The 12,476-nt window shown below is 59.2% G+C and carries 11 protein-coding genes; 4 read left to right on the plus strand and 7 right to left on the minus strand.

The window, feature by feature from the left end; translation table 11 throughout:
• Positions 1-10 precede the first annotated feature (10 nt).
• The 6 genes from ACYZT9_RS06535 to ACYZT9_RS06560 all read right to left on the minus strand — a co-directional run bounded on the left by ACYZT9_RS06535 (position 11) and on the right by ACYZT9_RS06560 (position 8,046).
• Complete coding sequence (locus tag ACYZT9_RS06535; RefSeq protein WP_462009064.1) at positions 11-1,438, minus strand: di-heme oxidoreductase family protein; 1,428 nt, start codon at positions 1,436-1,438, stop codon at positions 11-13.
• Between the two features lie 279 nt (positions 1,439-1,717).
• Positions 1,718-3,073: an imelysin family protein gene (locus ACYZT9_RS06540; protein ID WP_462009065.1), complete on the minus strand. Its 1,356-nt coding sequence runs from the start codon at positions 3,071-3,073 to the stop codon at positions 1,718-1,720.
• Between the two features lie 270 nt (positions 3,074-3,343).
• Positions 3,344-5,395 carry a putative bifunctional diguanylate cyclase/phosphodiesterase gene (locus ACYZT9_RS06545; protein WP_462009066.1) on the minus strand — a complete coding sequence of 684 codons (2,052 nt, stop codon included), beginning with the start codon at positions 5,393-5,395 and terminating at the stop codon, positions 3,344-3,346.
• Between the two features lie 867 nt (positions 5,396-6,262).
• The gene (locus ACYZT9_RS06550; protein ID WP_462009067.1) at positions 6,263-6,859 is read right to left on the minus strand and encodes a superoxide dismutase; all 597 of its coding nucleotides are present in this window, start codon (positions 6,857-6,859) and stop codon (positions 6,263-6,265) included.
• Between the two features lie 176 nt (positions 6,860-7,035).
• On the minus strand, positions 7,036-7,638 hold the full coding sequence (locus ACYZT9_RS06555; RefSeq protein WP_462009068.1) for a LysE/ArgO family amino acid transporter: 603 nt from the start codon (positions 7,636-7,638) through the stop codon (positions 7,036-7,038).
• Positions 7,639-7,644: 6 nt separating this feature from the next.
• Positions 7,645-8,046 (minus strand): ACT domain-containing protein, encoded by a 402-nt coding sequence (locus ACYZT9_RS06560; protein ID WP_462009069.1) that lies wholly within the window; start codon positions 8,044-8,046, stop codon positions 7,645-7,647.
• Positions 8,047-8,141: 95 nt separating this feature from the next.
• Between ACYZT9_RS06560 and ACYZT9_RS06565 the strand changes: the two genes are divergently transcribed.
• The 4 genes from ACYZT9_RS06565 to ACYZT9_RS06580 all read left to right on the plus strand — a co-directional run bounded on the left by ACYZT9_RS06565 (position 8,142) and on the right by ACYZT9_RS06580 (position 12,166).
• Positions 8,142-9,035, plus strand: coding sequence for a LysR family transcriptional regulator ArgP (locus ACYZT9_RS06565; RefSeq protein ID WP_462009070.1), 894 nt, complete (start codon positions 8,142-8,144; stop codon positions 9,033-9,035).
• Positions 9,036-9,089: 54 nt separating this feature from the next.
• Positions 9,090-10,082: an NAD-dependent epimerase/dehydratase family protein gene (locus ACYZT9_RS06570; RefSeq protein WP_462009071.1), complete on the plus strand. Its 993-nt coding sequence runs from the start codon at positions 9,090-9,092 to the stop codon at positions 10,080-10,082.
• Positions 10,083-10,198: 116 nt separating this feature from the next.
• A complete protein-coding gene (locus tag ACYZT9_RS06575; protein ID WP_462009072.1) occupies positions 10,199-11,065 on the plus strand; it encodes an ATPase in 867 nt (288 codons plus the stop codon).
• A 204-nt stretch (positions 11,066-11,269) separates the two neighbouring features.
• A complete protein-coding gene (locus ACYZT9_RS06580) occupies positions 11,270-12,166 on the plus strand; it encodes a helix-turn-helix domain-containing protein (protein ID WP_462009073.1) in 897 nt (298 codons plus the stop codon).
• Between the two features lie 9 nt (positions 12,167-12,175).
• Here the strand turns inward: ACYZT9_RS06580 and ACYZT9_RS06585 are convergent, their stop codons facing one another.
• A complete protein-coding gene (locus ACYZT9_RS06585) occupies positions 12,176-12,352 on the minus strand; it encodes a hypothetical protein (RefSeq protein WP_017340530.1) in 177 nt (58 codons plus the stop codon).
• Positions 12,353-12,476 lie beyond the last annotated feature (124 nt).

A 12,476-nucleotide genomic window follows, 5' to 3' on the forward strand; every position in this document is an offset into this window, starting at 1 on the left:
TGAACGCGTATTAAAGGGAATTCAAAAACGCCAGCAACGCTGCGCGCTGCTCGGCGTTGAAAGACAAAACCTGTTGTTGCGCCGCTTGCGCCTCTCCCCCATGCCAAAGCACGGCTTCGAGCAAGTTGCGGGCGCGGCCGTCATGCAGGAACTGGGTGTGGCCACTGACCGATTGCGTCAGGCCGATGCCCCACAACGGCGGGGTGCGCCAGTCGCGGCCACTGGCCTGGAATTCGCTGCGGTGGTCGGCCAGGCCGTCGCCCATGTCATGCAGCAGCAGATCGCTGTAGGGGCGAATCACTTGATTGGCCAGTTCAGGTTCAGCCGCGTTGGCGGCGGTGGTGTATTTGGGCGTATGACAGGACTGGCAGCCGGCCTGGAAAAACAGATTCTTGCCGGCCAGCACTTCAGGCGTGCCGACATCGCGGCGGGCCGGCACCGCGAGGTTGCGGCTGTAGAACAGCACCAGGCGCAAAATGTTGTCGCTGACTTCCGGTTCACCTTCGGGGCCGTTGCCGTTCGGGGCCTGCTTGCATGCGGTTTGCGCGTCGGTGCAGTCGTCAAACGGCCGCAGGCTGGTGGTGAGGCCCATATCACCCGAGAACGCGTGCACATTTTGTTGATTGAGGTTTGGCTGCCCGGCCTTCCAGCCAAATCGTCCGAGCACGGTTTTCTGTTGGATATCATCCCAGACCCGGTTCGGGCGGCCGGCGATGCCGTTTTTATCTTTTGCCTGAGCGTCGGCATTGGCCAGGATGGCTTCCTCGGGGATCGCTTCGAGCAAGCCGAGACCAATCATCGGCGGAGCGATGCGAGCCGAGAAACGGGTGTCTGGGTGCATCGGCCCGTAACCCAGCTGGGTCATGTTCAAGCTGGGTTTGCGCAACTCGATTTCGCTGCCGTCCTTGAAGCGCACCAACACCGGCGTGTACTCGACCCGGACCTTGCCTTCCGGAATGACACCGGGGATCGCCATGTCCTGGAATTGCCCGCCGTACACCGGCTCTGGAACCACACCGAGCTGTTCGATGACTTTGGTGTAGGCGGGGGCATCGGGTATCGACAGACGCACCAGCATCGACACGGCATTCGCCGCATCAGGCGTGGGCGGATGACCGCGGCCGTCCTTGATGTGGCAGTTCTGGCAGGCATTGGTATTGAACAACGGGCCGAGACCGTCCCGGGCGGTAGTGGTCGACGGGGCGATCACCCAGGGGTTGCGGAAGAAACTGTTGCCGACGCTGAAGTCCACGCGCCGGGAGGGCGGCAGGTTGGCGGAAGGCAGGGAGAAGGCGTTCTGATCTGTCTTGCGCACGGTCGCACTGCCAGCGGACCGGGCTTCACCGGGTTCGGCTTCGGTAAAACGCGGGGCGTCATCGCAGGCACTCAGGCCCAGGGCCAGCAACAGTGCGGACAAGCGAAGAAGCAGCGAGGGCATCAGACATCCTGCAAGACGAGCAAACAAGGGCGCAAAGTCTAACAGGGCAGGGGAGATTGAATAAGAGGAATTATCGTTTGGTTGATGTGGGGCAGGGTTTTTCCTGCAAACCGCGATCCCCTGTGGGAGCGGGCTTGCTCGCGAAAGCGGTGTGCCAGTCACCAAAACTATCGAATGTGGCGCCGCCTTCGCGAGCAAGCCCGCTCCCACATTTTGATCTGTGTTCGGGCCAATCAAAAAGGCGACCCGAAGGTCGCCTCTTTATTCAGCCGGCGTTGATCAGAACTCGTGATCAGCGTTGTCCGGGTTCAGGTCGCTGATACCCAGTTTGCCAGCGGCCGCTTCGATCGAGCCGGTCTGCTTGACCAGCGAAGCGATGGCGTCACGGACGATCTGGTTGCCAGCGGTGTTGCCGGCGGCGATCAGCTGGTCGTAGTGCTCGCCCTTGTTGGCGTGATCGACGATGACCTGCATTTTGGCTTCGGTCGCCGCCAGGTCTGCCTTCAGTGCGGTGTCGGCGGCCGGGTCGGCTTTGACCACCAGGGACGACAGGCTGGCGCCGGTCATTTTGGTTCCGTCGACGCGGGTGTATTCGCCCAGGTACACGTTACGAACGCCTTTGGCATCGTAGAACTGCGAGTTGTGGGTGTTGTCGCTGAAGCAGTCGTGTTCGTCTTCCGGGGAGTTGGCTTCCAGGGAAACCTTCATGCGCTCGCCCGCCAGTTCGCCCAAGGACAGGCTGCCCATGCCGAACAGCATTTTGCGCAGGCCGGACTCAGCCGGTTCCGCTTCCAGGGTGGCGCGGTAGTTGTCGGCCACGTTCGGCTTCCAGTTACCGACCATTTCTTCAAGGTCGTTGACCAGTAGCTGGGTCACGGACTTCAGGTAAGCGCGACGACGATCGTTGTGACCACCGGTGGCGCCTTTGCCTTCCAGGTAGTCGGAAGCCGGACGATTGCCGGCGCCAGGGCCGGTGCCGTTCAGGTCCTGGCCCCAGAGCAGGAATTCAATCGCGTGGTAACCGGTGGCAACGTTGGCCTCGGAACCGCCCAGCTCGTTCAGGCTGGCGAGTTTTTCCGGGGTGATGTCTTTCACGTCGATCTTGTCTTCGCCGACCTGGACTTGAGTGTTGGCGATGATATTGGCCGTAGCGCCGGGGTTACCCAGTGCGTGCTCATAGGATTTGTCGACATAGTCGATCAGGCCTTCGTCGAGTGGCCAGGCGTTCACCTGACCTTCCCAGTCGTCGATGATGGTGTTGCCGAAGCGGAACACTTCGCTCTGCAGGTAAGGAACGCGAGCAGCGACCCAGGCAGCCTTGGCGGCTTTCAAGGTGTCGGCGTTCGGCTTGGCGAGGAAGGCGTCGACGGCGGTTTGCAGGGTTTTCGCGGTGGATTCGGCATCGCTGTATACGGCGAAGACGATGTCGGCGTAATGCGCGACAACGGCTTTGGCGGCGGCTTCATCGACTTTACCGGCAGCGGCAGGTGCAGGTGCAGGCGCGGCCGCCGGGGCTGTGGTGGTAGCGGCTGGAGTCGGCGCCGGAGCGGCAGCTTTGTCTTTGCCTTCGCCACAACCGGCGAGGGAAATAGCGATGGCCAACAGACTGGCGGTAGCCAGAGGCATACGAATCATGGCGAACATCCTGCTTCGAGAGGGGGTGGAATGGCGCTGCAAGCGCGCAAAGCTGCGACATAATGCAAATCTTTCGCATTATGTGTAAAGGGTTGTGCTTGTAAATATTTCTTATTCAGATAGCGGATGTCGTTCTTTGTAGGAGCAGCCGGTCGACGCTCGATTGCTCGCGAAGGTCGTGAACGATAATGCGGGCTGTCTGGATTAACGCGGCGCCTGTGCGTTTTTCGCGAGCAAGCTCGCTCCTACAGGAAGGCGCCGCGAACGATCCTATAAAATCGCCGCGTTACTGCGCTGGGCCTGTTTCAGGTAGGCGCCCAGTTCTCGCGCCGGCAGCGGTTTACTGTAGAAGTAGCCCTGACCTTCATGGCAGCCTTCAGAGATGATGTAGGCCTCTTGCTCGGCGGTTTCCACGCCTTCGGCAATGACCTGCATGCCCAGGCTCTTGCCCAACTGAATGATGGCCCGAACGATGGTCGCATCGTCGTCGTCATCGAGCAGGTCCTGAACGAAGCTCTTGTCGATCTTGATCTTGTCCAGCGGCAGGCTTTTCAGATAACTGAGCGATGAGTATCCGGTGCCGAAGTCGTCGATCGCGATCAGCGCGCCGGAGCGACGCAGGCTCAGCAGGTGCTGGGCGGCGGTGCTGATGTCTTCCATCAGGCCGGTTTCGGTGACTTCCAGCTCCAGACTGCGCGGTGGCAGGCGGTACATCTGCAGCAGGTTGTTGACCACTCGCGGCAGCTCGGCGTGGTGCAACTGCACGGTAGACAGGTTCACGGCCATGCGCAGGTCGGTGAAACCCTGGTCATGCCAGTCGCGCAATTGTTTGCAGGCCTGATCCAGTACCCATTCGCCGATGGCGATGATGGTGCCATTCTGCTCGGCCAGCGGGATGAACAGGTCCGGCGGCACCAGCCCATGCTCGGGATGTTGCCAGCGTATCAATGCTTCGACGCCCACCACCCGATGATCGCGGTAGCTGATCTGCGGTTGGTAGACAAGGTAAAACTGGTTGCGGGCCAAGGCATCGCGCAGGTCTTTTTCCAGCTCGCGACGGCGGCGCATTTCAGTGTCGACGCTGGCGATATAGAACTGATAACGGTTGCGCGAACGAGTCTTGGCCAGGGTCATCGTCTGCTCGGCCTTTTGCAACAGTTTCTCGGTGCTGTCACCGTCCTCGGGGAACAGCGTGATACCGATGGTGGCGCGCAGGCGAATCTCCTGATGGTCGAGGGCGAACGCCGCTTCCAGGTCATCGAGAACGCTTTGTGCCAGTTCGGCTGCTTCGTAGGGTTGTTCGATATCGGCCTGAACGAGAGCGAACTGGTCGCCGCCAAGACGGGCGAGAGCGCCGAGGCGACCACTATGGGCCCGCAGGCGATCGGCCAGGGCCAGTAGCAACTGGTCGCCGGTCTGATAGCTGAACTGTTCGTTGATACCTTTGAAGTCATCGAGGCCGACACACAGCACCGCGACCCGCCGTTGCAATCTGCCGGCGTCGACGAGAATCTTGTCCAATTGCTGCTGCAACTGCTGGCGGTTCGGCAGTCCGGTGAGGAAGTCGTACTGGGCCATGCGCAGCAGGCTGTTTTCCGCTTCGTGTCGCAGGTGCGTGTTGCGTTCGATGGATTCGAGTAGCTGGTTGGCGGTGTTGATCCAGATTCCCAGTTCGTTTTTTTCGTGACCCCTGAGCTGCGGAATCTTGTGTTCGCTGGGGCGATCCGGGTTGATTTCGGTCAGGTGCTCGATGATCCGCGACAGCGGTTTGGTCAGCAGCCAGTGATAGACCAGATACAGCACCAGCCCCATGGCCAGGGCCCGCAATACCCCGGAAATGAAGATGATCACCGAACTGACGATGAACCCTTCCCCGTAAGTGGCGGTGTCGAGGGTGATGCTCAGGTCGCCGTAGTACTCACTGTAAGGACCACGGCCCACCAGTTGGGTGGTGAAGGTGCGTTCCTTGCCCAAGATCAGGTCGGTCAGCCAGCGACTGTTGGATTGCTGCAAGTCACGGGACTTTTGCGCAAGCATGGCCTCATGGGGATGACCGATTGATGCGTTACGCACAGCGTCGTCCTGAAACAGGCCTTCTATCACCTGCATGCCCATCTCCCGGTCCAGGCTGTAGACGGCCTGGGTCGAGGGGTCGCGAAACATGTCGAGGATGCGCTGGGCATCGCTGGCCACGGCCTGGTGGGTTTTATAGGCATCGAAAACGATCTGCGCGCAGCTCAAGACCACGCCGACGATCAATGCCGACAGGAGCACGACCCGGAGCAACTTTACCGACAAGCTGTTCTTGAGTTCCAGCTTCAAAGAGTCATTCCTTGTTCCGTGCAGGTAGCATCAAGTTGCCATGATTATTGGCAATCCCGTGATGGCAGTCAAAGGGACAATCAAACACAGGGGAATTTGCCTGTGGGTTGGCCGAAATGCTGTTGTCGGGAGTATTTGCCCTATTAGTACTGTGTCGGTAGTCGAGTTCTTCAACTTGAGGGGGATTTTGGACAAATTTTCCATTTGGTTGATGTTAGACGGCTATGTCGTTGGGGCAAGGGGCTGAAGGCTGGTTTCATTGTGGGAAATCGGCCTGGTTTTTGCGGATGTACCCCGTTCAAGTGTGGGAGCTGGCTTGTCGGGTCGCCGCATCGCTGCGAAGGCGGCCTGACAGCCGACCTGTCTTTTGTTGACGGAGTACATATCCATTTCTGCGGTAACGGCCACTTAGGGTTTCGCCCTTACGGCGACTCACTTTTTTTTCAAACGCCAAAAAAAAGTAAGCAAAAAAAGGCTCGCCCCGAGCGTCCGGCCCCTCGCTAAGGCTCGGCGTTCCTTCGCTCCGGTATTCATCTGGGGACACTGCCCTCCGGTCTGCTTCGCGACGACCTACATGCAGCGTGTTCGACTGCGTCGAACGGCGCTGCGCGCCACTCCCCGGATGAACACCTCCACTCAGCCTCCCGAAGGGGCGGGCAGATCAAAATCAAAAGTAGGCGAGACGAGCTAACGCTCGACCTCGTGGTTTGGTGAAAGTACGCCGATCTGCTTTTGTAGGAGCCGAGCTTGCTCGCGATGGCGGTCCAACAGCCGACAAATCTCCTGCGGTTGTACGCGAATTCTGTAGGGATTTTAGAAGGCAAAAAAAACCCGGCTAAAAGCCGGGTTTTTTGAATGGCGTCGATCTTAAGCAGTGAAGGTCTTGCCTTCGAACTGCTCAGCCACGAATTTCCAGTTAACCAGGTTCCAGAATGCTTCGACGTACTTCGGACGCAGGTTGCGGTAGTCGATGTAGTAAGCGTGTTCCCAGACGTCGCAGGTCAACAGCGGGGTGTCGCCGCTGGTCAGCGGGTTGCCGGCGCCGATGGTGCTGGCCAGGGCCAGGGAACCGTCAGCCTTTTTCACCAGCCAGCCCCAACCGGAACCGAAGGTGCCGATGGAGGTTTTGCTGAACTCTTCTTTGAACTTGTCGAACGAACCGAAGGACGCATTGATCGCGTCGCCAAGTGCGCCGGATGGTTGACCGCCGGCGTTTGGCGCCAGGCAGTTCCAGTAGAAAGTGTGGTTCCAGACCTGAGCGGCGTTGTTGAAAATACCGCCCGAGGAAGACTTGACGATTTCTTCCAGAGTCTTGCCTTCGAACTCGGTGCCTGGCACCAGGTTGTTCAGGTTCACGACGTAGGTGTTGTGGTGCTTGTCGTGGTGGTATTCCAGAGTTTCCTTGGAAATGTGCGGCTGCAAGGCATCGTGTGCGTAAGGCAGCGGCGGCAATTCGAAAGCCATGATGATTCTCCTAATCAGGTCAGTTGCGGTGGTCGCAAGGCCGATCACGGGCGGCCGGACAAGCGCCGGGGAGTTTGTACTCTTTGCGGCGCATCGAACCGGATCATAGCACCGGGGGTGCGGCATAACCACGCAACAACTGTGTGGGATAGAGGTTCCAGAGCTGTTTGAAATAATCAGGAGGCGATAATCAACTGACCGGCCACGGTGAACATCATGACCGCCACCAACAGATCAAGGATTCGCCAGGTACTTGGCCGAGCCAGCCACGGCGCCAACCAGGCGGCGCCCAGTGCCAGCGTGAAAAACCACAGCAATGACGCACTGGCCGCGCCGATGACATAAGCACCGGGCTCGGTTTGTTGTGCACCGAGGGAGCCAATCAGCAAAACGGTATCCAGATAAACGTGCGGGTTAAGCAACGTCACCGCCAGGGCGCTGAGCAGCACCGCGCGCAGTGAACGTACCGTCTGGTTTTCGCCTGATTGCAGACTTTGCTTCGAGCAGGCCCGGCGCAGCGCAAGACTGCCGTACCACAGCAGAAACGCCGCGCCGCCCCAACGGGCGATGGCCAGTAATGTCGGGTTTTGCGCCAGCACCGTCGCCAGGCCGAACACGCCGGCAGCCACCAGCAATGCATCGCACGTCACGCAGAGCGCTGCCACCGGCAGATGATGTTCACGTCGAAGGCTCTGGGCCAGCACAAACGCATTCTGGGTGCCAATCGCCATGATCAGCCCCGCGGCCACCAACAGGCCGTTTACATAGCTTTGCCACATAGGTTTTTACTCCGCGTTCGCTGCCAGATCCCGCAGTACTTGCAGGGCACGCTCGGCATCGGCCTGGCCGACGAACACATGGTCGTGGTAGTAACCGGCGATTACGTTGCAACTGATGCCGGCCTGACCCAATGCCGTGGCGAATGCAGCCGTCAGTCCGACGGCTTCCAGCGCCGAGTGCACGTTCAAGGTGATCCAGGCTGCAACGTAGTCGAAGCTGAAACCTGCCTGTTCCGCGTGGGGACGTTCCAGAATTACCGTCAGCCCTTCCTGCTCGCGAAAACTGCCGACAATCTCAAGACCTGGCGGCAATTGGCCGTCGCGCAGTGTGCAGAACACATACTCGCCAGCGTTGAGTTGAGGGCTCATGCTTCGTAGAAGCGTTGCCAATGAAGTTTCGCCAGCCATGTCGGTGTCCTTGTTCAAGAGTTCTTGCCGGGCATTCTCCGCTGCTACCCTGTATAAGAAAAACCAATCATGCTGATCGCTCATTAGGAAAACTGATGTTCGACTATAAATTGCTTTCTGCGTTGGCCGCCGTGATCGAGCAGGCCGGTTTTGAACGCGCCGCCCAAGTGCTCGGTTTGTCACAATCGGCGATTTCCCAGCGCATCAAACTGCTGGAAGCGCGGGTCGGCCAACCGGTGCTGGTGCGGGTCACGCCGCCAGCCCCGACGGAAATCGGCCGACGTTTGCTCAATCATGTGCAGCAGGTGCGCTTGCTGGAGCGCGACCTGCAAACGCTGGTTCCGGCGCTGGACGAAGAAGGCCTGCCGGAACGTCTGCGCATCGCCCTGAATGCCGACAGTCTCGCCACGTGGTGGGCGCAATCGGTGAGTGAGTTTTGCGCCGAGCAACACCTGCTGCTTGATCTGGTAGTCGAAGACCAGACCGTTGGTCTCAAACGCATGCGTGCGGGCGAAGTGGCAGCGTGTGTCTGTGCCAGCGAACGTCCGGTGGCCGGTGCGCGTAGCGTCCTGTTGGGTGCCATGCGTTATCGCGCCCTGGCCAGCCCGGCGTTCATCGCACGGCATTTTCCGCAAGGCGTTCGCGCGGACCAGTTGTCGAAAACGCCAGCGCTGGTCTTTGGTCCTGACGATTTCCTACAGCATCGCTACCTCGCGTCGCTCGGCGTAGATGGCGGTTTCGAACACCATCTATGCCCATCTTCCGAAGGCTTCATTCGCCTGGCCGAAGCCGGCCTCGGCTGGGGCCTGGTGCCTGAATTGCAGGTGCGCGATCAACTGGAACGAGGGGTTTTGCGCGAGCTTTTGCCAGATAAGCCCATCGATGTGCCGCTGTACTGGCATCATTGGCGCAATGGCGGTCAGTTGCTGGGGTTGCTGACCGATCAATTGGTCCATTCGTCCAGGCAATGGTTGGTGCCGTTGGACTGACCGGCAGCGTCAAGACCTCTCGCACTACGCAAAACGAAATATTCGGAGCACTACATGAAGATTCTGGTCACCGGCGCAAGCGGCTTCATCGGCGGACGCTTTGCGCGTTTCGCCCTGGAGCAGGGCCTGGACGTGCGGGTTAACGGTCGCCGGGCCGAAAGCGTCGAACACTTGGTGCGCCGAGGCGCCGAGTTCATTCAGGGCGACTTGAGCGACCCGGAGCTGGCGCGCGACCTGTGTTCCGACGTCGAAGCCGTGGTGCACTGTGCCGGGGCTGTCGGTGTGTGGGGACGTTACCAGGACTTTCTTCAAGGCAATGTGCAAGTCACCGAAAATGTGGTCGAAGCCTGTCTGAAGCAGCGTGTCCGGCGATTGGTTCACTTGTCCTCGCCGTCGATCTACTTCGATGGCCGCGATCACCTCGGGTTGACCGAAGAACAGGTGCCCAAGCGCTTCAAGCATCCTTACGCCGCGACCAAATACCTGGCCGAGCAAAAGGTCTTCGGTGCTCAGGAGTTCGGCCTCGAAACCCTGGCCCTGCGCCCGCGCTTCGTGACCGGTGCCGGCGACATGAGCATCTTCCCGCGTCTGCTCAAGATGCAACGCAAAGGTCGGCTGGCCATCGTCGGCAACGGTCTGAACAAGGTCGATTTCACCAGCGTGCAAAACCTCAACGAGGCGCTGCTCAGCAGTTTGCTCGCCAGCGGATCGGCGTTGGGCAAGGCCTACAACATCAGCAACGGAACGCCGATTCCGTTGTGGGACGTGGTCAATTACGTCATGCGCAAGATGGATGTCCCACAGGTGACCCGCTACCGTTCCTACGGCCTGGCCTACGCTGTCGCGGCGCTCAACGAGGGCGTGTGCAAGCTGTGGCCGGGTCGCCCCGAGCCCACCCTGTCGCGCCTCGGCATGCAGGTGATGAACAAAAATTTCACCCTGGACATCAGTCGTGCGCGGCATTATCTGGACTACGATCCGAAAGTCAGTCTCTGGACCGCTCTCGATGAATTCTGCGGCTGGTGGAAAGCCCAGGACATTCATTGACACACACGCAGCCCCGATACTGAACCGAGCCCGGGAATGAAAGGTCAATCGATGCAGCTGACGGGTTTATACTTCGCCGCATCAAGCCATCACCGCGTTCCACAAAGGTTGACTCAATGTCCATGCGTAACGATGCCAACGACGACTTCGACGATGTACCGAGCCTGCGTGCAGACTTCCCCGATGACGATGATTTTCCGACCACCGCGCGCACCACGGTTCATTCGCGCACCCCGCCGGTGGTCAAGGTCAAGGCTGCCAGTACCGGCCCGTTGTGGGCACTGGTCGGCGCCATGTTCTTTGCGTTCGCCGGCCTGGCCTGGTGGAGCTTTCAGCAAATCTCGCTGATGGAACAGCAACTGGTGGCGACCCAGGAAAGTTTCGCGCGCATCAGTGAGGACGCGGCGGGGCGCTTGCAGGACATTTCCGGCAAAGTCGTCGCCAGCCAGACTAATGTCAACAGCGACAGCGAAGCGCTGAAACTGCAAATCAGGCAGCTGGAAAGCAAGCTTCAGGATCAGAGCAAGCAGCAGCAAGGCGTTGTCGGCCAGACCTCGGATCTGGACAAACGTCTGGCGCAGATGACCGCGCAAACCACCGATCTGGATAAGCGCCTGGCGCAAGCCACCGCGCAGAACACCGAGTTCCAGACGGCCAACACGCAATTGCAGGCCCAGGTCAAAGCCTTGAGCAATGAACTGACCGCGCTGAAAAATGCTCCGCCGGGCACTGACATCTTCGACGCACAGCTCAAAAGCCTCGGTTCCGACATCGTTGCGCTGAAAAAACAAGGCAACCCGAGCGCCGCCATTGAGCGTCTGGAACAAGACATGATCGTGCTCAAAAGCCAGCAGGACAACCGCTCGGCGGGCTCTTCCAACACCGCGGAGTTCGACGCCTTCCGTGGCCAGGTCACCCGCAACATCAACTCCCTGCAGGCGCAAATTCAGAATTTGCAGCAGCAGTTGCGAGCCAGGCCTTGAGTGTGAAGGCTTGGTGATCCGCTGCAATACCATTTTGCGACTCGGTCCACGCGACCAGAGTCGGTGAATTATTTTTATGGATCGAGTGCTTGCATTTTTCACTTGCGGGTCTGTCAATTGAAGGTGAAAACTGAGTCGATAGCTGTGCATTCTGCCAATCGGTGCGATTATCGCCCGCCACCTCCCGAGGCCTGGATTGAAGTTATGAACAAGCCTGACCTGCCTTCGATGCCGGTGTTCAAACTCTACGGTGAAAGCCTGGACTGGCCGACTCCGGACTTGCTGCACTGCGAGACCATTTCCAGGCGCGGCCGCGAACATCAATGGGAAATCAAACCCCATCGACACGCCGATTTATGCCAGTTGCTCTTTGTGTTCAAAGGTCAGGCAGAGCTTGAAATCGAAGGCAAACGTCGGCAGTTGAGCGAACCGGCCATCCTGGTGCTGCCGCCGCTCTCGGTGCACGGTTATCGTTTTTCCGAGGATGTCGAAGGGTTTGTCGTGACTTTGGCCGCGCCGCTGGTTGCCCATCTTCAGGCGCAACTGGGCAACTCGGTGAATGCCTTGGCCCAGGCCGAAAGTTATCTGGCCGGCCCTGACAGCGAGTACCTCAACAGTTTGTTCTCTGCTTTGCAAAACGAATACACCGGCCATCAACCGGCCCGCGAAATGCTCATGCATTCGCTGGTCAGCGTGATTATGGTGTGGGTCAGCCGTCAGGCGCTGCAGCGTCGCTCGGCCAGTCAGCGTCCGCAGCGCGCTCGGGAATACCTCAATGGGTTTATCCAACTGGTGGAAGAGACCTATCGCCAACACGTCAAGGTCGAGGACCTGGCGCATCGGCTGGGGATTTCCGTGTCGCACCTCAACGGCACCTGTCGCGAACTGGCGGGGCAACCGGCGTTGCAGATCATGCACGAGCGGCAATTGCTGGAAGCCAAGCGCTTGCTGACCTACACCAGCATGACCATTTACGAAATGTCCGACGTGTTGGGGTTTTCCGACCCGACCAACTTCACGCGCCTGTTCCGGCGCCGGGTAGGGATCTCGCCCAAGGCCTTTCGCGACCGCTTGAAGGCCGATCAGGACAGCGAGGCCTGATTACTTTCGTTACCGAAGGGCGTTGAGGGTCGCGTTGTGGGGGATGCAACGCTCGAAGTTACAGCTCGCGTATTCGCGGGGCAGTTGCCGCAACTGCTCGACGCGCCAGGCCGCTGTGCCATACAGCGCCAGCGTGGCCGCGCAGGTGATGAAAATCGCGAGGTATCTTCTTGTTTTGATGTTCATGGCGTTGACCTCTGAACGAATACCCTTGGGTACTACTTTCAGCATAGGTCAGCGGCAGTGAGTTGCCAGTCAGGTGGTTTCGCATGTAACCCGGTATTCAGAACATTGATATCCCCATGTGGGA

The sequence above is a fragment of the Pseudomonas sp. ZT5P21 genome, assembly GCF_054897785.1.